This is a genomic window from Dactylosporangium cerinum (assembly GCF_042653625.1).
Taxonomy (GTDB): domain Bacteria; phylum Actinomycetota; class Actinomycetes; order Mycobacteriales; family Micromonosporaceae; genus Dactylosporangium; species Dactylosporangium cerinum.
This window is the reverse complement of record NZ_JBHSIU010000130.1, coordinates 155,773-177,393: the sequence shown is the minus strand read 5'-3', so window position 1 is coordinate 177,393 and position 21,621 is coordinate 155,773. Positions and strand designations below refer to the sequence as shown.

The 21,621-nt window shown below is 72.0% G+C and carries 16 protein-coding genes and 1 pseudogene; 14 read left to right on the top strand and 3 right to left on the bottom strand.

Annotation, left to right across the window (positions count from 1 at the left end):
- Nucleotides 1-13: 13 nt before the first annotated feature.
- The 5 genes from ACFPIJ_RS58920 (at nt 14) to ACFPIJ_RS58900 (ending at nt 6,590) form a co-directional block, all read left to right on the top strand.
- The gene (locus ACFPIJ_RS58920; protein ID WP_380128305.1) at nt 14-1,195 is read left to right on the top strand and encodes a hypothetical protein; all 1,182 of its coding nucleotides are present in this window, start codon (nt 14-16) and stop codon (nt 1,193-1,195) included.
- Nucleotides 1,185-3,602: a serine/threonine-protein kinase gene (locus tag ACFPIJ_RS58915; RefSeq protein ID WP_380128304.1), complete on the top strand. Its 2,418-nt coding sequence runs from the start codon at nt 1,185-1,187 to the stop codon at nt 3,600-3,602. Before ACFPIJ_RS58920 ends, ACFPIJ_RS58915 begins: the two co-directional genes overlap by 11 nt.
- Nucleotides 3,603-3,710: 108 nt before the next feature.
- A complete protein-coding gene (locus ACFPIJ_RS58910; RefSeq protein WP_380128303.1) occupies nt 3,711-5,018 on the top strand; it encodes a VWA domain-containing protein in 1,308 nt (435 codons plus the stop codon).
- Nucleotides 5,005-5,583 (top strand): FHA domain-containing protein, encoded by a 579-nt coding sequence (locus tag ACFPIJ_RS58905; protein WP_380128302.1) that lies wholly within the window; start codon nt 5,005-5,007, stop codon nt 5,581-5,583. The genes ACFPIJ_RS58910 and ACFPIJ_RS58905 overlap by 14 nt, the downstream gene beginning before the upstream one ends.
- Nucleotides 5,584-5,603: 20 nt before the next feature.
- Nucleotides 5,604-6,590 (top strand): glutamate ABC transporter substrate-binding protein, encoded by a 987-nt coding sequence (locus ACFPIJ_RS58900; protein ID WP_380128301.1) that lies wholly within the window; start codon nt 5,604-5,606, stop codon nt 6,588-6,590.
- 8 nt (nt 6,591-6,598) lie between these two features.
- Here the strand turns inward: ACFPIJ_RS58900 and ACFPIJ_RS58895 are convergent, their stop codons facing one another.
- Entirely contained in the window at nt 6,599-8,455 is a 1,857-nt protein-coding gene (locus tag ACFPIJ_RS58895; RefSeq protein ID WP_380128300.1) for a WD40 repeat domain-containing protein, read from the bottom strand.
- Between the two features lie 638 nt (nt 8,456-9,093).
- Between ACFPIJ_RS58895 and ACFPIJ_RS58890 the strand changes: the two are divergent.
- Nucleotides 9,094-9,465 (top strand): annotated as a pseudogene (locus tag ACFPIJ_RS58890) (GAF domain-containing protein); the annotation flags it as partial.
- On the opposite strand, the gene ACFPIJ_RS58885 reads toward ACFPIJ_RS58890, so the two are convergent.
- A complete protein-coding gene (locus tag ACFPIJ_RS58885) occupies nt 9,466-9,636 on the bottom strand; it encodes a hypothetical protein (RefSeq protein WP_380129004.1) in 171 nt (56 codons plus the stop codon).
- A 7-nt stretch (nt 9,637-9,643) separates the two neighbouring features.
- On the opposite strand from ACFPIJ_RS58885, the gene ACFPIJ_RS58880 reads away from it, so the two are divergent.
- The 5 genes from ACFPIJ_RS58880 (at nt 9,644) to ACFPIJ_RS58860 (ending at nt 16,732) form a co-directional block, all read left to right on the top strand.
- A complete protein-coding gene (locus tag ACFPIJ_RS58880) occupies nt 9,644-10,216 on the top strand; it encodes a sensor histidine kinase (RefSeq protein WP_380128299.1) in 573 nt (190 codons plus the stop codon).
- A 333-nt stretch (nt 10,217-10,549) separates the two neighbouring features.
- The gene (locus ACFPIJ_RS58875) at nt 10,550-12,148 is read left to right on the top strand and encodes an endo-1,4-beta-xylanase (RefSeq protein WP_380128298.1); all 1,599 of its coding nucleotides are present in this window, start codon (nt 10,550-10,552) and stop codon (nt 12,146-12,148) included.
- A 591-nt stretch (nt 12,149-12,739) separates the two neighbouring features.
- Complete coding sequence (locus ACFPIJ_RS58870; protein WP_380128297.1) at nt 12,740-14,344, top strand: glycosyltransferase family 39 protein; 1,605 nt, start codon at nt 12,740-12,742, stop codon at nt 14,342-14,344.
- A gap of 2 nt (nt 14,345-14,346) precedes the next feature.
- Nucleotides 14,347-15,666: a glycosyltransferase family 2 protein gene (locus tag ACFPIJ_RS58865; RefSeq protein WP_380128296.1), complete on the top strand. Its 1,320-nt coding sequence runs from the start codon at nt 14,347-14,349 to the stop codon at nt 15,664-15,666.
- Nucleotides 15,659-16,732 carry a glycoside hydrolase family 26 protein gene (locus tag ACFPIJ_RS58860; RefSeq protein ID WP_380128295.1) on the top strand — a complete coding sequence of 358 codons (1,074 nt, stop codon included), beginning with the start codon at nt 15,659-15,661 and terminating at the stop codon, nt 16,730-16,732. The genes ACFPIJ_RS58865 and ACFPIJ_RS58860 overlap by 8 nt, the downstream gene beginning before the upstream one ends.
- A gap of 4 nt (nt 16,733-16,736) precedes the next feature.
- On the opposite strand, the gene ACFPIJ_RS58855 is transcribed toward ACFPIJ_RS58860, so the two are convergent.
- Entirely contained in the window at nt 16,737-17,732 is a 996-nt protein-coding gene (locus ACFPIJ_RS58855; protein ID WP_380128294.1) for a glycosyl hydrolase, read from the bottom strand.
- Nucleotides 17,733-17,888: 156 nt separating this feature from the next.
- Between ACFPIJ_RS58855 and ACFPIJ_RS58850 the strand changes: the two genes are divergently transcribed.
- The 3 genes from ACFPIJ_RS58850 (at nt 17,889) to eccD (ending at nt 21,620) form a co-directional block, all read left to right on the top strand.
- On the top strand, nt 17,889-19,136 hold the full coding sequence (locus ACFPIJ_RS58850) for a type VII secretion protein EccE (protein ID WP_380128293.1): 1,248 nt from the start codon (nt 17,889-17,891) through the stop codon (nt 19,134-19,136).
- On the top strand, nt 19,133-20,134 hold the full coding sequence (locus ACFPIJ_RS58845; RefSeq protein WP_380128292.1) for a hypothetical protein: 1,002 nt from the start codon (nt 19,133-19,135) through the stop codon (nt 20,132-20,134). Before ACFPIJ_RS58850 ends, ACFPIJ_RS58845 begins: the two co-directional genes overlap by 4 nt.
- 82 nt (nt 20,135-20,216) lie before the next feature.
- A complete protein-coding gene (gene eccD / locus ACFPIJ_RS58840) occupies nt 20,217-21,620 on the top strand; it encodes a type VII secretion integral membrane protein EccD (protein ID WP_380128291.1) in 1,404 nt (467 codons plus the stop codon).
- Nucleotide 21,621: the final 1 nt, after the last annotated feature.

The window sequence follows — 21,621 nt, the reverse complement described above, 5'->3', positions numbered from 1 at the left end:
GATGGATGCCGCCATGACCCGCGAGGAGGCCGAGCTGGCATACCGCCGGCTGGCCGGCATCCGGGACCGCCTCGCCCGCAAACTGCTGACGGAGATCGAGAGCCACGACGGGCTGCGGCACCTCACCGACCACCGGCTCGCCGGGCACACGCTGCGGCTGTGGCGCGAACTGCAGGCCGACATCGTGCTGCTGGGCGCGCAGTATCAGGCACTGGAGCGGCACGTCGGCACCGTCGAGGCCCTCCGCGCGCGCGGCGACCGGTCCGGCGTCGCCCGGCTGGCGCGGCTGAGCGACCTGCTGCACAGCCCGATGGTCCGGCTGTGCGCCGACGGTGCACCGGCCGGCGAGACCACCGGCCCGGTCGCCGAGACGATCACGCTGGACGCGCTCTGCGAACGGGTCGAGGCGCTCGGCGACGACATCCGGGCGCGGCTGCAGGACGTGGACGTCGCGGCGAAGGCGGTCCTGACCCGCCTCGGCGCCCTCGCCGACACGCTCAGCGTGCTCGCGGCGCAGCGGCCCGCGCACGACGACCTGGTCGAGCGGTACCGGCGCCTGCGCGCCCTGGCCCTCGACGACCCGATCGGCTGGGCCGCCGACGAGCGGGAGCTGCACCGGCTGGAGGCCGACGCGGCCGACGCCCGGGCGGCGCTGGACAGCACGCGCGAGGTCGCCCGCGCCGCCGGCGAGCGTATCGACACGCTGCGTGCGGCGATCGAGGCGGTGGACGCGGCGGAGGCCCGCGCGGAGACCACCTGCGCGCAGGCGTCGCGGAAGGTCACCGGAGGCGGCCCGGAGCCGGCCGCCGGACAGGGCCCGGCGCTGCGGGCCGCGTTCGCGGACCTCGAACGGCACCTCGCGGCGCAGCGCTGGCCCGAGGTGACCGCGGGACTGGCGGCCGTCGAGCGGGCCGCCCGGGCCGCCCTGGCCGCCGCAGCCGACCGGGCCGCGGCCGCCCAGGCACTGCTGGACCGGCGCGACCAGTTGCGCGGCCGGCTCGACGGCTACCGGGCGAAGGCGGGCCGGCTCGGCATCGACGAGCGCACCGAGCTCGCCGCCGCCTACCGGATCGCCCGGGAACAGCTGTGGAAGGCGCCCTGCGATCTGGATGCCGCGGCCGGGGCGGTGTGGCGGTACCAGGATCTGGTGGCGACCGGCCGCGTCACGACGGAGGTGCGAAGCGATGACCGCTGACGGCAGTGGACGGTGCGGGCGGCCGGGCTGCGGCGGAACGTACGCGGCCGACGGCTACTGCGACCGGTGCGGGCACCGGGCCAGGGCGACCGTCGCCGCGGCGCAGGTGTCCACAGCGGATACCCCGGCCCCACCGGACGCCCGCGACGTCCGCGACGCCCGGGATGCCCGCGACGTGCCGGCGACCCGGCGGTCCGCGCCGGCCGGCCTGCCCAGGCGGCGTTCCGGGTCCGCTCCCGAGCTGGACCGGGTCGCCGAGCTGGACACCCTGCCGGACTTCGGGCCGCGGCACGCCGCCACACAGCGCATCCCGCGCCGGGCCCGCGGCGAGCCGTCCACCCTGGACCGGCCGCGGGCGGGTGCGCGGGGCAGGCTCGGTGCCGGCATCGTCGACATGCCGACGATCCCGTCGCCCGACCCGAGGCGGGCCGTGCTGAGCGACCCGCAGGTGCGGGAGAACCAGCGGTTCTGCAGCAACTGCGACCGGCCGGTGGGCCGCGGCCGGCCCGGCCGGGCCGCGGTCGGCGAAGGGTTCTGTCCGCAGTGCCGCACGCCGTTCTCGTTCGTGCCGGACCTCGCCGCCGGCGACGTCGTCGACGGCCGCTTCGAGATCGTCGGGTGCCTGGCGCACGGCGGCCAGGGCTGGATCTACCTCGCCCGGCACATCCACCTCGGCGACAGCGAGGCCGAGCGCTGGGTGTGCCTCAAGGGACTCATCACGCCCGACGACCCGGAGGCACGTGAGGCGGCGGTCGCGGAGCGCCGGTTCCTGGTGCGGGTCGACCATCCGTCCATTGTGGACATCCAGGACCTGGTCACGCACCCGCACGTCAGCGGCGCGCTGCGCAGCTACATCGTCATGGAGTACATCGGCGGCCGCTCGCTGCGCGAACTGATCCGGGAGCGGCGCGCGTCGGCGGGCCGCACCGATCCGCTGCCACTGCCGCAGGTGATCATCTACGGGCTGGAGACGCTGCAGGCGCTGAGCTACCTGCACGACCGGGAGCTGCTGTTCTGCGACATCAAGCCGGACAACATCATCCACTCCGAGGACCGGATCAAGCTGATCGACCTCGGCGCCGTGCGGTACGCCGACGACGACGTCTCCATGCTGTACGGCACCCCCGGCTACCAGGCGCCGGAACTCGAGCAGTTCACCGGCATCGCGTCCGTGCGTTCCGACCTGTACACCGTCGGCCGGCTGCTGGCCGAGCTCAGCGCCGATATGCCGAAGTTCAGCTCCGACCTGGCCCACCGGCTGCCCACCCCGGCCGAGGAGCCGCTGTTCGCGCAGGAGGAGTCGTTCTACCAGTTCCTGCTGCGGGCCACCGCGCCCGACCCGGAGCTGCGCTTCGGTTCGGCGACCGAGATGAGCGAGCAGCTGTTCGGGGTGCTGCGGCAGTGCATGGCCCGGCGCGGCGAGCCGCCCAGGCCGCTGCCGTCGCTGCTGTTCACCGGCGAACGACGCGTGTTCGGCACCGAGGACGGAGCGGTCGTGCCCGACGCGGCCGGCCCCGGCCCGCGGCCCGGCCGGATCGCGGGCGCGCTGCCCCTGCCGCAGATCGAGGTGCCGGACACCGGCGCCGGCAAGCTCGACGCGATGATGGCGGCGCTGTCCGCGCCCGCGGAGGACGGCGTCACGGTGGCGCTGCAACGCATCCGGGCGGCGTTCGAGCAGGGCCGGCCGCCGCAGGAGGCGACGCTGACCGCGCTGCGGCAGCGCTTCCCGCAGGAGTGGCGCATCGACTGGTACCGGGGGCTGGTGGCCCTGGCCGGCGGCGACCCGGCCGAGGCGTTCGCGGCGTTCACCGCCGTGTACCGGTGGCTGCCCGGAGAGCTCGCACCGCAGCTGGCCCTCGCCGCCGCGGCCGAGTGCGCCGGCGAGCCGGACCTGGCGGCCCGCTACTACGAGCGGGTCTGGCGCACCGACCACACGTATGTGAGTGCGGCGTTCGGCTTCGGCCGGGCGCTGCGGGCCGGCGGCGACGGCCGGCGGGCCGTGGCGATCCTGGACGAGGTGCCGGACAGCTCCAGCCACCACGTCGCCGCCCAGATCGCCGCGCTGCGGGCCCTGCTGGACCCGCGCGGCGGCACGCTGGACGAGGACGCCGTCATCGAGGCGGCACACCGGGCGCAGCGGGTCTTCGAGCGCCGGATCAGCGGCGAGGAATGGCTGATGATCGAGGTCCTCTCGGCCGCCCTCGCCTGGGTGCTGGACCGGGCGCGTCCGGCCGCCGCGGACCGGCGCGCCGGCGGCACCGTGCTGGGCCGCCCGCTCACCGAGCACGCCCTGCGCAGCGGCCTGGAGGACGCGTACCGCCGGCTGGCGAAGGCCACCCAGGAGCCGCGCCGCCGGATCGCGCTGGTGGAACGGGCCAACCAGGTGCGGCCGACGACATGGTGGTAGCGGCGGTGCGCTGTGTCCGGTGCGGCACTGCGGCACTGCGGCGCCCGGCGACGACCGGTGCTGCGACGGCCGGTCCCGGTGCCGGGCGAGCCGATGACGGGAGTGACGATGGCCGACGGTCATGACGTGCTGATCGAAGTCGACCAGAACCCGTACCTGGCGGCGGGTGTCCGGCAGGTCAACGCGATCGTGACCGTCGACGTCGGCGGCGCACCGGCCGGCGGCCGCCCGCCGACCGTGGCGCAGGTGCTGATCATCGACGGCTCGGCCTCGATGGCCTACCCGCAGACGAAGCTGCCGGAGGCGAAACGCGCGCTGGCCGCCGCGATCGGCGCGCTGCGTGACGACACCGCCTTCGCCGTCGTCGTCGGCACCCACACGGCGCAGCCGGTGTATCCGGCCGGCGGCGGCATGGCGGCCGCCACGGCGCGGACCCGGCAGGAGGCGCTGCGGGCGGTCGACGCCCTCACCGCCGACGGGCACACCCGCATCGGCCGGTGGCTGACCTTCGCCGCCGAGCTGCTCGCCGCGCAACCGGCCGACGTCAGGCACGTCGTGCTGCTCACCGACGGGCGCAACAGCGAGGAACACCAGGACGAGCTCCGCGACGCGCTGCGGGCGTGCGCCGGCGCGTTCGTCTGCGACTGCCGCGGCATCGGCCGGGACTGGAAGGGCGAGGAACTGCTCATGATCGCCGACGCGCTCAACGGCAGCGCCGACGCGGTGACGGACCTGAGCGCCCTGGCCGGCGACTTCCAGGCGATCACCGAGAAGGTCATGGGCAAGGTGCTCCCGGACCTCGCCATCCGGCTGTGGACACCGACCGGCTCGGCAGTCCGCTTCGTCAACCAGGTCCACCCGCGCATCCTGGACCTGACCGACCGGCGCACCGACATCGAGCCACGCGTCGGGGAATACCCGCTCGGCACCTGGGGCGCGGAACGCCGCGACTACCACGTCTGCGTCGACGTCGAACCGGGCGACGTCGGCGACGAGATGCTGGCCGGCCGGATCAGCGTCGTGCGCGGCGACCGGGTCTACGCCGAGGAGCGGATCCTCGCGATCTGGACCGCGGACGAGGAACGCTCCACCGTGGTCAGCGAACGGGTGCAGCACTACACCGCACAGACGGAACTCGCCGGCGAGATCCAGGGATTCACCGCGGCCCGCCGGGAAGGCGACGAGGCACTCGCCCTCGCCCGGCTGCGCCGCGCCGTGGAGCTCGCCGACGGGTCCGGTGACGCCGCCACCGCCAGGTCGCTGGAGCAGCTCGTCGACGTCGACGACGAACGCGGCACCGTCCAGCTGGTGCGGCGGACCGGCGACGCCGACCTCGCCGTCGAGGTGGTCACCGTCCGGCGCACCCAGACGGTGCGCGAACCCGGTGCGGCTGCGAGGCACGATGCCGGCCGATGAACGCGTCTGCCGGGCGTGCCGCAGCCCGCTGGAGGACCGGTACTGCGAGCACTGCGGTCACGACTCGCTGGCGCCGGATCCACTCCTACCGGATGCGGCGCCCGCCGCGCGGGAGCCCCGGTCCTGGCTGGTGGTGGCCGCGGCCGACCGGTCGTACTACGACACCGTCTGGGAACAGGCCGGCCCGAAGTCGCAGACGGTGGCGTTTCCGCCCTACTACCCGGCGCGCCGCTTCCCGCTCACCGGCCCGCAGGCGCTGATCGGCCGGCGCAGCGTGCGCCGGGGCATCGACCCCGAGATCGACCTCACCGGCCCGCCCGAGGACGTCGGCGTGTCGCACACGCACGCGCTGCTCAGCGCGACGCCCGACGGCACCTGGGTGGTCGTGGACCTGGGCTCGGCCAACGGCACGTTCCTCAACGGCGACTACGACACGCCACTGCGCAAGGAGACGCCGGTCCCGCTCGGGCACGGCGACCGGATCCACGTCGGCGCGTGGACCGTGCTGACCCTCCAGGCCGTCACCGGCGCCGCCCGCCCGCTCCAGGAGCCGTTCGGATCATGACTCACCTGCAGGAGATCCGCATGCGCGTCATCAGGCTGGCCGCCCTCACCGTCGCCGTGCTGCTGCCGCTGACCGGCTGCGCCGCCGGCGAGTCGCAGGCACCGGTGGCGAAGGCGTCCTACATCGAGCCCCGGCCCGAAGGCGCGAGCGCGCTGCCGCCCGCCTCGGCGGGCGCCCCGACGGCAAGCCCCGCACAGACCTGCAACCCCCTCGCCAGCCTGCGACCGCCGAGCGTCATGCCGACGCCGGGCCACATGCCGGCCGGCTCGACGATGCAGAAGATCGTCGAGCGTGGCCGGCTCGTCGTCGGTGCCGACCAGAGCATCAACCTGTTCAGCTCGCGCGACCCGGCGACCGGGCAGATCGTCGGGTTCGACGTCGACGTCGCCCGCGAGGTGGCGAGGGCGCTGTTCGGCGCCGACGGCGACGAGCACCTGCAGATCACCGCGATCGCCTCCGAGGAGCGGTTCCCGGCGATCCAGAACAAGCGGGTCGACCTGGTCGCCCACACCACGACCAGCACCTGCGAGCGGCCGGAGCCGGCGGCGTTCTCCACCGACTACTACGACGCCGGGCAACGGATCCTCACCAGCCGCAACTCCAACATCATGACCGTGCGGGACCTGGACAACCGCAGGGTGTGCGCGGCCGGCGGCACGACCTCGATCGCCACCATCGCGCGGGTGGCACCCACGGCGCAGATCATCGCGGCGAAGTACTGGACCGACTGCCTCGTCATGCTCCAGCAGGACCAGGCCGAGGCGATCACCACCGACGACACCATCCTGTACGGCCTGGCCGCGCAGGACCCGGCGCTGCACGTCGTCGGCGAACAGTTCAGCCCCGAGCCGTACGGCCTCGTCATGGAACGCTCGGCCATGGACTTCGTCCGGTTCGTCAACGGCGTCCTGGCCCGGATGCGCGCCGACGGCACCTGGCAGAAGCTCTACACCAAGTGGTTGCCGGGCCCGGCCCCGAAACCGCCGGTCGCCCAGTACAGCGACTGAACGAAGGGTCACTTGGCGGCTTTGTTCCAGGCTCCGGTGCCGTGAAGGTCGGCGAGGTCCCACAGCACGACGTTGTCGAGTTCGTCGTAGTCCATCAGGACCGACAACCCGCGTGCCGTCTGGACGACGACGCGGTCCTTCGGCCGGCCGCCGATCGACCAGCTGGCCTGGGTGTCGAGCGTGCCGGCGGGGTGGCCGTCGACGGTGGCCCACAGGTAGATGTGGCCGCTGGAGTCGCCGGCGGCCACCAGCGATCCGTCGTCGTTGAGGGCCAGCGAGGCGACCTGGGACTCCTTCGTGCCGCCCGGCACGTCGATGGCCTGCTTCGCGGTGCCGGTCCGCAGGTCCCAGACACTGACCCGGGCGGCGGTCACGCCGAAGCTACCGGTGGAGACGACCAGTTTCGAGCCGTCGCCGCTGACGGCGAAGCTGGTGAACGAGCCGGGGATCCGGTCGACGGTGGTGCCGGGCAGCGGTGTGACCGCGCCGCTCACCGCGTTCAGGAAGAACAGGCCCTCCGCGGTCGCGACCATCATCGTCGCGTTGTCCGGCAGGTACAGGATGCCGCCCGCACCCGTCCGATACGCGTCGCCGGACTTCTGCTTGCCCGGGACGGTGAACGTCGAGACGCCCGCGCCGGTGGCCGTGTCCCATACCTGGACGGTGAACGCGTCGGCCAGGGTCGCGGCCAGCCTGGTGCCGTCGTTGCTGAACGCCAGCGACGCGATCTGGTGGCCGGTCACGCCGGCCGGAAGGGCCGGCGACGCGACGAGCTTGTGCGCCTTGACGTCCCACAGCACCGTCTTGCTGGCGTTCGTGCCGAGGCCGGCCACGGCGAGCAGCCGGCTGTCGGCGCTGAAGGCGACCGCGACGGGGTACCCGACGGGCAACGGCAGCGTCTCGACGATCTTCGCGGTGTGCGTGTCGAACAGGTACGTCTTGTCGCCCTCGGGCACGGCCGCGATCAGCTTGCCGTCGGGGCTCAGCCGCCCGACCTTCATCATGTCCACGCCCTCGGGGAGGTGGAACGTGTTGATCACCGGCGCGCCGGTGGGCTCGGGCGTGTTCGCGATCACCACCGCGGCGAAGGCCGTGGTCGCCGCCAGGCTGCCCACGAACGACACCACGACGATCAGCGCCGGGAGCCGGAACGACCGGCTGCCCCGCACCCGCGGCAGTGCAGCGGCCGGCGGCGCGCCCCGCAGGTCGAGGCCCGGGACCTGCGCGGCCCGGACGACCTCCAGGACGGACAGGAGGGTGACGGTGACCGCGCCGCCGTAGAACAGGGCGATGCCCGCGGGGTCGCTCGGCAGGGCGTTGCTGCCTTCGATCCTGAGCAGCTGCGGCAGCACCCACGCGACCGCGGTGGCCGCGACCGGCGCGAGCAGGGGATGCCCCTCGGCCGCGAGGAACAGGGTCGTGGCACAGACGTACGCGCCCACCAGCGCGTACCACGCCGTGCTGAGCAGCCCGGCGACGGCAGCCAGCGCCAGCACCAGGGCAACGAGGAAGCCCCAGACAGGGTGCCCGGTGTCGCGGATCGTGTGGAAGGTCCACATGATCAACTTGTACCCGTAGATACCGATGACCCACGGGGCCGCGAAGGCGACGGGGTACAGCAGCACCGTCTGGATCGGGATCAGCATCCGCCGCATCACCGCGCCCCGGGCGGAGGCCTTCGTGAGGATCACGATGCACACGATGGCCGCCAGGACCGCGACCGCCGTCGCCACCACGGCGAAGAGCAGGTCGACCAGCCGCGCGAACGGGTCGAACGCGTCACCGCCGAACCCCGTCGCCAGGAAACTGACGACCAGTGCGGTGACAAAGCCGATGACATTCCGGGCGACATTCAGCCGGGACACGAGGACGTCCTCCTCATACCACCGATTCGCGTGCCCTTCCCCAGGCTCGCTCCGAAGCCGCAAACGCGCGCGCAAGGCGGTGAACAAGCCCTTTTCCCCCTGCCACAGCATGCAAAAGACCGGTTCCGCGGCAAGGCTCTCACGCGCCTCGAACAGCGTCAACGCACGGCACAACGCACCGTTTTGTCGACATGGTTCCATATATCATTGATCGCGCGACCGCCTTTTATATGCGCATCGGCGAGTTGTCGTGGTTTCGATCGAACGGAATTGTCGCGCGGTTCGACATACGCTCCGGAATGACAGATCCGACCGTCCGGAAGATCTCGACCGACCGGCTGCTGATCATCGCCGTCGACCCGGCCGCCGTTCTGCTGTCATCCGGCAGCGGCGCGGCTCTAGAATTGAGCAGAGCCCGACTACCGGATCACAGGTGCCCCGTGGCCCAGGGATCATGACGCCAAGCCAGGTCGCCGTCTCGACCCAACGGGTCGTCCAGTCGGGTACCCGTTGGAACAACAGGACGTTGGCGGCTTGGATGCGACGTCGCCTGCCGGTGTACGCGTGGCGGAAACACCGCCTGCCAGCAGAAGTCCGCAGTGCTCCTGTCGGAGCAGGTGGCCCTGCGGCGGGTGACGATGCTGGTCGCCCGCGGCGCTGCGCCGATGGAGGTGTTCGCCGCGGTCACGGCTGAGCTGCGCCGGCACTTCGGAGGGATCAGCACGGCGCTGGCCCGCTACGAGACCGACGGCACCATCACCCTGGTGGCTCAATGCGACGAGTTCGGCCGTCCGATGATGCACGATGACAACGTCCCGATCGACGGCGACAGCGTCTGCAATGTGGTCCTGCGCTCCGGCCGGGCGGCTCGCGTCAACTACGACACCGCTACCGGCCCGGTCGCTGAGACCATGCATGGCCTGGGCTTCCGGTCCGCGGTGGGCGTGCCCGTCATGGTCGAGGGCAGGCTCTGGGGCGTGGCCCACGCGCTGTCATCCAAGCCGGACCCTCTACCGGTGGATACGGAGCCGCGCCTGCACGACTTCACCGAACTTGTCGGCGCGGCGATCGCCAACGCCGACAGTCGGCAGCAGCTCATCGCGTCCCGAGCCCGCCTGGTCACCACTGCCGACGAAGCGCGCCGCAAGATCGAACGGGACCTGCACGACGGCGCGCAGCAAAGGAATCGTGTCGCTGGCCCTCCAACTGCGGTTGGCCGCAGCGTCGCTTCCGGCCCAGACGTCCGAGGTGCAGCAGCTGCTGTCGCGCACCGTTCAGGGCCTGAACGACATTCACGGGAGCCTCAGAGAGCTCGCCCGTGGCATTCATCCGGGGCTGCTGTCGCAAGGAGGCATTTGTCCCGCCCTCAGGAAACTCGCCCGCTGCAACGCCCTGCCGGTCGAGCTGGATCTATGCCTTGAGCGCCGCCTCCCTGAATGGATGGAGCTGGCCACGTACCTCATGGTGTCAGAGGCGCTGGCCAATGCCACCAAACACTCGCAGGCCTCGATGGTCCGCGTCATGTTGGCGACGGATGGCGCAACGGTCCGCCCGTCCATCCGTGACAACGGCATCGGAGGCGCCGACACGAGCAAGGGCACGGGGCTTGTCGGCCTCCAGGACCGGGTCGAGGCGCTTGGCGGCCGTATGGACATCGTCAGCCCGCGGGGACACGGCACGACCCTGACGGCCGAGATTCCCTACGACGAGGTGCGCACAGCCGACCTGGTCTCGGCGCACCCTTCGCGGCGCGACGAATGACGAGAGCCGGATCGGGCAATGCGCCTGGTCTGACCGCTGCGACGACCCGTCCGGCACGATCCACGGCGGCTGCTCGCCACGCCCACGGCCACCGTTCCCAGCTCAGCGTCCACAAAGGACGGAAGACGGACCACGGCTGCGGCCGGTGGCCGATCGGCAGGTCACCGCCCCTCCGGACCGGGAGCGTCGTCGTCACCGTCCGCCGCCCGGTCCCAGACCTGGGCCCCGGCAGAGGTACGCGGGCAGGGGCGGGCACCACCGTGCGGCTACGATCGAGCGACCGTCGACGCTGGAAGGGACCGCCGGCTCATGCAGACACCCCCGGGTCCGCCCGTGCGGACACGGTCGCTCGTCGCGGCCGGGGCGCTCGTCGCGGTGCCGGTCGCCGTCGTCCTGCTGGCACTCACCGCGTTCTCCAGCTCACCGAACGGTCACGTGCGGCTGACCGCGCCGCAGGCCGAGGCCGTCCCGGCGAACGCGCTCGTCAACACGGGGTTCGAGGACGGCACCCAGGGCTGGAAGGCGCAGGGCGGCGGGCAGGTCCGCCCGTCGACCACGGCGGCACACGGCGGGCGGCACAGCATGCTCGTCACCGGCAAGGACGGCAAACGGCCCGGTGCGTCGCTGGACCTCGCCGGGAAGCTGCGCCCCGGCACCGTCTACGGGGTGTCGGTGTGGCTGTGGCTGCCCGCGCACGACCCGGGGGCCAAGCTGCGGCTCGGGATGTCGTGGGGCTGGGCGTCCGCGGTCCAGGACACCGTCCTGACGTCGGCCGACGTGACCGCCGGCGGCTGGGTGCGGCTCGAAGCCCGGTACACCCCGGTGGCCGCGGTCGACGTCCTCACCGCGGACATCAGCCCGGTCAGCGGCGACGGCGAGTTCCACGTCGACGACTTCACGGTGGTGCCGCTGCCGGACCGCCCGCAGGTCACGGTGCCGTCGCTGAAGGAGGCGTTCGGTGAGAGTTTCGAGATCGGGGCGGCCGTCGGGCAGCAGCAGCTCGCCGGCATGGAGGCCGACCTGCTGAAGCGGCAGTTCGGTTCGGTGACCCCGACGAACGCGCTGAAGTGGACGGCGACGGAGCCGCAGCCGCAGGCGTACCGGTTCGCCGCGGCCGACGCGATCGTGGACCTCGCGACCGCCAACGGGATGCAGGTCCGCGGGCACACCCTGGTGTGGCACAACCAGACCCCGGACTGGGTGTTCCTCGACCCGGCGGGCCGGCCGATGACCCCCACGGCGGAGAACAAGGCCCTGCTGCTGCAGCGGATGGAGAGCCACATCGCGGCGGTGGTCGGGCAGTACCGCGGCCGGATCCAGACCTGGGACGTCGTCAACGAGGTGATCGCCGACGACGGCACGATGCGCGCGAGCCGCTGGTATCAGCTCGCCGGCCTCGACTTCATCAAGCGGGCGTTCCGGGCCGCGCGGACCGCCGACCCGGCCGCGAAGCTGTGCGTCAACGACTTCAACCTGAGCCAGCCGACCCGCCGCGACGCGATGTACCGGCTGGTCTCCACCCTGAAGGCCGAGGGCGTTCCGATCGACTGCATCGGCAACCAGACCCACGTCAACATCGCCTCCCCGACGGCGGCGCAGGTGTCGGCGGCGCTGGAGAAGTTCGCCAGGCTCGGCGTCGACCAACAGGTCACCGAGCTCGACGTCAGCGTCTACACCGACAACACGTCCGTCTACACGACCGTCCAGCCGGCGCTGCTGGCCCGGCAGGCGGCGCAGTACCAGGCGCTGTTCGGGGTGTACCTCAAGCACCGCGACAAGATCAGCTCGGTGACGTTCTGGGGGCTCGCCGACAACGACTCGTGGCTGCACACGTATCCGATCCCGCGGACGGACGCGCCGCTGCTGTTCGACACCGGCCTGGCGCCGAAGCCCGCGTTCTGGGCGGTCGTCGGCGGTCGCCCGGCGAATTGACGCGGCCTGATGGTGCAGCCTCGCGGCGAGCTGCCTTCAGGGCCGCCATCACGGGGAGTATCAGTGTCGACCACCACGGTGTACGTATCGGGGAGGAAACCGGCAAACCGGGACTGATCATCACCAACCCCTCCGACTCCGCCGGCCCGCAGATCGTGATGCTGAGCGACACCCCGTACCCGAAGTCGAACGCGCCGGACTGTGTCTCCTCGAAACCCGAAGGACGTCACAGCTTGCACGCGTCCGATTGACACAGCGTTGGTCCTGCCGCAGCGGCGCAAGCTTGTCGCGGAGGCCGCCGCCGCGAACGGCGCAACTGTGATCGACCCCACTGCGTGATTCTGCACCGCGGCGACATGCCCCGTCATCGTCGGTGACATGGTGGTCTACCGCGACGACAGCCACATGACGACCCCGTATGCGGCGCTGCTCGCACCGATGCTGGGGCAGTGTTGCTGCCGGTGCCGTGATGGAATCTGCCGCGGAACACGACAGACGCACAGGTTCGCTAGGATCGCCACCTTCGCTAGGATCGCCACCTTCGGCGCCGAACAGTCGGCATGACCTGACCCCGAGAACATTGTGAGCTCCGTGACCGACAACGATCAGACGTTCATCATGCCGAGGCAGCGTTCCGTGCCGGACGGCACCATGGACGACGTCGACCTCGACGACAGCACCGTCGTCGTGCCCGAGCGGGTCCTGATCGAAACGGCGAACCAGGCCCGGCAGAATCAGTGGGATGCCGACCGGCCTGCCGCCCGGGGCGTGTCGCCGCTGGAGGGTTCGCCGTTTGGCCGGGAGAGGGCCCTCGGCACGCTCGCCTGGATCGTGGCCGCGGTCGTCACCGGCGCCGTCGCACTGATCCGGCTCAACTGGGCCAGCATGCGGGTCGGCGAACTGTCCGCCTGGGGGTTCACCCGGGCGCCCAAGGCGGTCGTGTTCGACCTGCTCGACGAGGTCGGCGCCGCCGACGCACCCTACTTCGTGCTGCTGAAGGGCTGGGCGAGCGTCTTCGGCCGGACCGACTTCGCGCTGCGGATGCCCTCGGCGATCGCGATGGCCGCCGCGGTCGCGCTGGTCGCGATCCTCGGCAACCGGCTCGGCGGCCCCCGGGTCGGGGTGCTGTCCGGACTGCTCGTCGCGGTGCTGCCGGTCACCAGCCGCTACGCGCAGGAGGCGGGTCCGCAGGCGTTGACCCTGTTCGGGGCGGCCCTCGCCACGCTCGCCCTGGTCAAGTACCTCGACCGGCCGAAGGCATGGCAGCTGGTCGGCTATGCCCTCGCCGTCGCCCTGACCGGGGTCAGCCACACGACCGGGCTGCTGCTGGTCGGAGTCCACGGGTTCGTCGTCGTGGCCATGAAGCGTGAGGTCTTCCTCGGCTGGCTGCTCGCGACGCTGGCCGGGGCCGCACCGGCGGTCGTGCTGATGGTGCTGTTCGGTGCGCCGGTGCGTGACGGCGACCCCGGTGCGTGGCCGTCGGTCACCGGCCTCGCCCACGACACGTTCGGCTCGGTGCTCGCCGGCGGCGTCGTGCTCGGCCTCGGCCTGCTCGCGCTGTCGGGACGCAAGCCCGGCGTCGTGTACTCCGCCTGGGCCCTGATTCCGCTCGTGCTGCTGTTCCCGCTCGTGCGCCTCACCACCTATGGCGCCGACCAGATCACGATCGTCGCCGTCGCCGGCTGGGCCGGCCTCGCCGCCATCACCCTCAGCCGCGGCCTGATCGTGCGCGGGCTGACGGCGGCCGTCGTCGTCGCGCTCATCGGCCTGCCGGAGCAGATCGCGATCCGTCAGCAGGACGGGCACGGACAGGCCTCCCACGAGCTCGCCAACGTCCTGTTCACCCAGGGCAAACCGGGCGATGCGATCGTCTACGGCCCGATCGCCGGCGACGGGCAGTCCGGGCGTGACATCGTCGAGCGCTACCTGTCCCAGGACCACCGCCCGAAGGACGTCCTGATGAAGACGGTCGCCCGCGACAACGGGACGCTGCGGAGCACCGAGTGCCCCGACGTCGACGCCTGCCTCGGCGCGGCGCCCCGGGTGTGGCTGGTGCGGGTCGGCACCTTCGACTCGCCGCTGACCGGCCTGGAGGCGGGCAAGGACGGTGCGCTGCGCGTGCGGTACACCCAGGCCCAGACCTGGAACCTGACCGGCGTGACGCTCGCCCTGTTCACCCTCAAGCCGGCCGCGTAACCATGCTGGCCTTCCTGCTGCAGATCAACGCGTTCGTCAAGAGCGGCGCGGTCTACCCGTTCGCGGTGTTCATGCTGTGGGTGTGGCTGCTGTGGCTGCTACGGGTCACGCTCGCCGGGCAGTACCGCCCCGTGCAGGCCGCCTACAACGTGAGCACCTCGGTCGTCATCCCGGTCGTCGACGAGCCGGAAGACCTGTTCCGCGAGGTGCTCAGCCGGATCCGCGAACAGCGGCCGACGGAGATCATCGTGGTGATCAACGGGCCGCGCAACGAGACCCTCGAGAAGATCTGCAGCGACGTCGGGGTGCGCTGGGTGTGGACGGAGACGCCGGGCAAGCGCAACGCGGTCGCCGTCGGCGTCGGGATGTCCAGCGGCGACGTCGTCGTCCTCGTCGACTCCGACACCGTCTGGACCAACGACACCCTGCGCGAGCTGGTGAAGCCGTTCCGTGACCCGCGGGTCGGCGGGGTCACGACCCGGCAGCGGATCCTCGATCCCGGCCGCACCGTGCTGACCCGCTGGGCCGACTGGCTGGAGAACGTGCGCAACGAGTACTCGATGCCGGCGATGAGCGTCCTGGGCACCGTCGGGTGCCTGCCGGGACGCACGATCGCGTTCCGCCGCTCGATCCTCGTCGACTGCATGGACAGGTTCCTGACCGAGCGGTTCCTCGGGGTGTTCCTCGAGGTCAGCGACGACCGGACGCTGACCAACTACACGCTGCAGGCCGGTTACCGCACCGTCTACCAGTCGACGTCGCTGGTCTTCACGGACGCGCCGACGAAACTGGCGAAGCTGACCAAGCAGCAGTACCGGTGGGCGCGCGGGTCCCAGTACAACACCCTGCGCATGCTGCCGTGGATGCTGCGCAACGCGCCCGTGCTCGCGGTGCTCTACCTGTCGGACATCCTCGTGCCGTTCGTGCTGGTCGGGTGCTTCGTCAGCTGGGGCATCGCCCTCGCGACCGGGTTGAAGTCGCAGCTGTACGGGGCCCTGATGCTGCCGGACGAGTCATGGCAGCGGGTCGCGATCATCCTCGGGCTGACGGTCGTGATGACGCTCGCCTCCCTGGCGCTGCGGTTCGGCCGGCACTTCGCCCACAGCCCCGGCGACGTCTTCGCGCTGCCGGTGTTCATGCTCATCAACACGTTCATCCTGATGCCGATCCGCGTCCTCGGGTTCTTCCGGATGGCGCACAACGCGGGCTGGGGGACGCGGGCCGGCGGGTTCGCCGGGGAACGGCGGCGCAACCCGATGCTGGTGCTGCCCTACATTGCTGGAGTGATCATGTTGTGCGGGTCGGTGCTGCTCGGTGCCTAGGCACACGCGGGAGACGCCGCGGTCGTTCCGGATCTGGATGGCCGCCAACACGATCGTCGTGGTCGGGCTGGCCGCGTGGATCCTCAGCCCGGCGGCGAAGGACCCGGACTCCACCCAGTCCCGCGGCAACGCGGCCGTCGCGGAGGAGAACCGGCGGCAGGCGCAGAAGCCGGCCCCGACCCGCGAGGAGATCCTGGCGATCCCCGGGCTGCGGTTCGGCATCAGCACACCGCAGGCGCCGTGGTCCTCGGCCGAGGTCGGTGCGGCGGCGAAGGCCGCCGGGGCCGACCCGACCGTCGTGCAGTACTTCGTGAAGTGGACCCAGGAACTGCGCGCCGACTCGATCCCGCAGACCTACAAGCAGGGTGCGCTGCCGGTCATCTCGTGGGAGCCGTGGGCGGGGGTGAAGTCGGGGCCGAACCAGACCGACTACGCCCTGTCGAAGATCATCTCCGGGAAGTTCGACGACTACATCACACGGTTCGCGACCTCCGTGCGCGACCAGAAGTGGCCTGTCGCGATCCGGCTCGCGCACGAGATGAACGGCAACTGGTATCCGTGGTCGGAGAAGCAGTCCGGCAACAAGCCGGGCGAGTACGCCGAGATGTGGCGGCACGTCCACGGCATCTTCGCCGCGGTCGGCGCCACCAACGTGATCTGGGTGTGGAGCCCCAACATCATCCGGCCGGTGCCGAGTGTGAAGCTCGACCCGTTGTATCCGGGCGACGCCTACGTCGACTGGATCGGCATGGTCGGCTACGCGGTCGAGGAGAGCAAGGCCGCGACGGTGTTCGAGCCGACGATCGCCGCGGTGCGCAAGTTCAGCCAGAAACCGCTCATCATCACCGAGACAGCCGTCGAGAAGGGCCCGCACCAACTGCAGTGGATCGCGGACTTCTTCGCCTGGATGAACCGTCGGCAGGACATGGTCGGCTTCATCTGGTTCAACTTCAGCAAGGAAGAGGGCGGCACGTCGGACTGGCGCTTCACCGTCCACCCGCCGCTCGCCGAGGCCGTCCGCAAGGGCATGGCCGGGGTCAAGCTGGCCGCTCCCCCGCCGCACTGACCGCTCATCGCTTCGTGGTGATGTCCTCGACGAGGGCCTTGACGATCGGCTTGGCCTCGGCGTCGGTCGTCACCTGCCAGGTCAGGTCACCGACGGTACTGCCGAGGCCGGCCTGCGCGCGCGACGGCAGCTGCGACAGGGTCACCGCGCGGATCCAGTCGACGTCGGGGGTGCCGAGCCAGGTGCGCAGGTCGGTGAAGAACTTGACCCGATCATCCGCGGCCGCGTTGACCTCGGCGAGGATGGCGTCCTTGGCGAACGTGGTGTGCAGCATCTCCAGCCGCGGCACGAACGCCTTCACCTGGTACGACTTCTTGTTCCCCATGCTGATCATCGTCGTGCCGACGTAGTCGACGTGGTCCGGACCGGGCCAGTACTTCTGCACGTTGGCCAGCCACGCCTGGTCCTGCTCCGGGCGCTGGTACAGGTTGGGCGACGGGGCGAACACGAACTTCGCGTTGCCGGCGCCGGCGGAACGGAACACCTCGACGACGTGCTTCCACGCCGCGACGTAGGCGGCCGGGTCGTGGCTCCACGGATACCAGTCGCCGTTCATCTCATGCGCATACCGGATGTACACCGTCAGTCCGGACTTCTTGACCGAGGTGGCGAAGGTACGGATGTACGCGTCGAGCTGCCCGCCGGCGATCGCGGCGTTGCTGAACTTCGGCTGGACCGCCGCGGCCTCCTCGGGCCGGGAGGCGTCGACGCTCGCCCACGGCTCCCACGTCACCGAGTAGGACTTCATCTTCTGGTCGCGGGCTGCCTGGAAGTGCGTGTCGAGGCCCCGGTTGCGCTCCCAGGACTCGAACTCCATCACCATCGTCGGCTTCACCCCGACGGCCTTCGCCCAGTCGGCGGCCTTCCACGGGTCGGATGCGACGCCGAACTCCCGCGGCGGGCGCCCGTTGCCCGCCGTCGCGTCCTCCGACGAACAGCCCGCCACCGAGACGGCGCCCGCGGCAAGACCGGTGAGCAGCAGCTGACGCCGAGTGAGCACGATCGGTTTCCTTCCCCGTGGGTGCGCCACCGTCCGCCGGGCCGGGGCGGCGCCAGTCTAGCGAGCACCGGACCGCGAGGGCGACGTCCATATGATTGGATCGACCGGAGTTCCCGCGGCGGCGCTGCGGCTGACAGCGGCAGGAGGTAGCGGCAGGTGACGACCGACGCCCAAGGGCCGGTCCGGGCTTCGGCCCGTGTCGGTGTCGGACCCGCATCCGACCCGTCCCCGGCGACCCTTGCCCCGCGGCGGCAGCCCAGCCATCTCGGGCCGGTCCACGTGCTGCAGGTCGTCGCCGTCGAGGCGGCGATACTCGGCCTGCTCGCCGTGCTCGACCAGGGTGTCCTGGTCATCGTGCCGGTCGCGCTCGCCGGGCTGCTCATCGCCGTCGTGGCCCTCGGCCGGCAGAAGAGCCGCTGGTGGCTGGAGCGCCGGGTCCTCGCGTGGCACTTCAACCGCCGCGCGAAGCGGCGCCCCGCCGGGCCCGTCACCGACCAGCGGCTCGCCCCGCTGCGCACGCTCGCGCCGCGGCTGACCATCCAGGACGTGGCGGTGTCCGACGACTCCGTGATCGGGGTGGCCCGCGACGACGCCGGCTGGTTCGCAGTGGCGGAGGTCACGCCGACGGCCGCGATGGCCGACGGGCCGTCCGGGCACCTGCCGCTGGAGTCGCTCGTCACCACGCTCACCGGCACCGACCAGCCCGGCTCCGCCCTGCAGGTGGTCACCCACACCCTCGGCTTCGACCTGCAGCAGGCGCTGCCGGCCGCACACTCCTACCGGGAGCTGGTCCAGCGCTTCGGTGCCGCCCCGATCCCGGCCGACCGGGTCACCTGGGTCGCCGTCCGCCTCGACGCGCGGGCCCTCGCCGAAGCCGGCGCGGAGAGCGCCGAGAACGCCGTCGACGTCGTCGCGGCGATGCTCCGCAAGGTCGCGCGGACCCTGCGCACGGCCGGGGTCAACGTGCGGATCCTCGACCGTGGCGGGGTCCTGACGGCCCTGGAGCGCTCCTGCGACCTGCAGCGCACCGACGACGCGACGCCGCCGCCCCAGCCGCGGGAGACGTGGGACGCGTGGCACTCCGCAGGCCTTGCCCACCGGTCCTACTGGGTGCAGGACTGGCCCTCGATCAACCAGGACGGAGCCGTCGGCGCCCTCGGTGACCGGCTTGCCGCCGTGCCCGGCTCGTTCACCAGCGTGGCGTTCGTCATCGTCCCCAATGCCGCCACCGACGCCCAGGTCGACGTCAGGTGTCTGGTGCGTGTCGCGGCACCCGCCGAGACGATCGCCGCCGTCTGCCGGGTCCTCGAAGGCGGCACCGACGGCGCACACCTTCTCCCGCTCGACGGCGAGCAGGGTCCTGCCACCTATGCGACCGCACCGACGGGCGGAGGGCCCCGATGACCCGCCCCATCGAACCGGTTCAGCAGCGCGGTGTCCTCGGCGCGCCCGCACCGGCTCCCGGGCCTGCCCAGGGACAGCCGGCCGGGCAGGCGCCCCACGTGCGGGTCGCCGGGCCGCAGGCGGCACCCGGCACGCAGGTCCAGCCCGATACCGGGCGCGCCACCGAAGCCCATGCAGCCGCCGAGGCGGAGGTCGAGGCGTCGGCGCAGACCCAGCGGGTCGCCGGGCTCGTCGCCGCCGCCCCGGTGCCACCGTCCGGCCCGCCCGGCGGCACCGTCTACGGCAACCGTGACGACGAACGCGACGCCGCTCCCGGCGGCAGACAGCCGGGGCTGCGCATCGGCTGGCACACCGCGTCGCTGACCGCGCTCAACACGATGGGCGTCAGGTCGGCCGGCACCGGGCTCGTCCTCGGCGCAGACCACGCCCAGCAGCCGGTCCCGATCCGGCTGTTCCGGCCCGAGCCGACCCGCGTCACGCTCGTCGGCGGGGTGTGGGCGGCGCAGATGCTCGCGTTCCGGGCCCTGGCGCTCGGCTCGCAGATCGTCGTGATGACGGTCGACCCGACCGCGTGGCACGGCTTCGGCGATCGGGCCGTCGGCCGCGCCGACCGGGTCGCGGTCCTGCACGGTGAGCAGCCGGCCACCATCACCGCGACCGCCCGCCGGCCCGTCCTCGTCGTGCACGACCTCGGCACCACCGGCCCGTCGAGCCCACCGGCGGCCGGGCCGTGGCAGACGCAGCTGACCGTCCTGCGGCGCCTCGAGGAGCCCGGCGCGCCCGCGGTGCGGTCGTGCGATCTCGTGGTCCTGCAACGGTTGCACGCCACCGAGGCCGCGGTCGCCGGGACGGCGTTGCAGCTGGACCCGCAGAGCGTGCAGCGGCTGCAGATGCTGGAGAACGAGATGCTCGCGCTCATCGGCGGCGGTGCCAACCGGTACCTGTGGCTGCACCCCACGTCGACGGAGCGTCAGACCATGGGCAACGCATGGCGATGAGGACGTTGCGCTTCCAGGCGTTCTGTTACGTTGTTTGCCGTCGTCGCCGTCTGTGCAGCCATGACGCAGTGAGGAGATCGCCGTGACGCCCCGGATCGGCATCGGGCTGGCCCGAGTGACCGTCGCCACCCCGAAACGGCGCATCGACGTCGCACTGCCCGACAACGCCATCGTCGCGGAGCTCCTGCCGCACCTGCTGCGCCACGCGGGTGAGGACATGGGCGACACCGACCACAACTCCGGCTGGGTGCTGCGCCGGGCCACCGGCGCGCTCGTCGAGCCGGCCCGCAACCTGACCGTGCAGGGGGTCCGAGACGGCGAGATCCTGCACCTCGTGCCGGGGCGCACCGACTGGCCGGAGCTCGCCTACGACGACGTCGTCGAGGTCATCGCCAACGGCGCGCGGCGCACCGGCAGGTCGTGGAGCGGTCCCGCCACCCGCCGCGGGGGGATCACGTTCGGCGTCGTCACGTTCACACTCGGCGTCCTCGCGATCGCCCTGTCCGGCCCGCCGTGGACGATCCCGGCGGCCGTCGCCGGCGGGATCGCGCTCGTGCTGGCCCTCGCCGGGCTTGTCGTCGCCCGCGCCTTCGGCGACGCACCCGCCGGTGGTGCCGTCGCCGGCGCCGCCCTGCCCTACGCGTTCGCCGCCGGCGCCCTCGCCGTCGTGCCCGACGGCATCGGCGTCACCGGGCTCGGCGCGACCAGCGTGCTGCTCGGGTCGGCGGCGCTGCTGGCGGTCAGCGTGCTCGGATACGTCGGCACGGCCGCCGTGCGGTGGCTGTTCATGGCCGGGCTCGAGGTCGGCATCGTCGGGATCATCACGGGGCTGCTCGTGCTGGCCGGGATGCCGGCGGCCGGGTCCGCCGCCTTCGCCCTGACCTTCGTCATCGGCCTGCTGCCCGGCTATCCGCTGATCGCGAGCTGGCTCGGCAAGCTGCCCTTGCCGGCCCTGCCGAACAGGCCGGAGGACATCCTCGTCGACCAGCCGGTGCCGAAGCGGGCCGGGGTGTTCGCCGCTGTCGCCCGCGCCACCGAGCTGCTCACCGGCATGCTGCTGGCCGCCGCCGTCGTCGGTGCCGTGACCATCGTCATGCTCGGCATCGACGGCCGCACCACGAGCATCCTGCTGGCCGCCAGCGCGTCCGCGGCACTGCTGCTGCGGGCCAGGCTCTTCCCGGCCGCCCGGCAGCGGGTCCCGCTGCTCGCCGGCGGTGCGTTCGGCGTCGCGGTGCTGCTGCTCGGCCTCGTCCTGCGCACCGACCCCGGTGGCGGGCGCCTGGTGGTCCTCCCGGCGCTGCTGATCGTCGGGGGTGCGATCGTCGCCGCCGGGCTGATCTACAGCAGACGGCCACCGACGCCGTACATCGGCCGCATCGCCGACATCACCGACGTCGTCGCGATCATCGCGCTGATCCCCCTCGCCTGCGGCGTGATCGGCGTCTACGGATCGATCCAGGCGCTGTTCGCCTCGTTCGGCAGCTGAC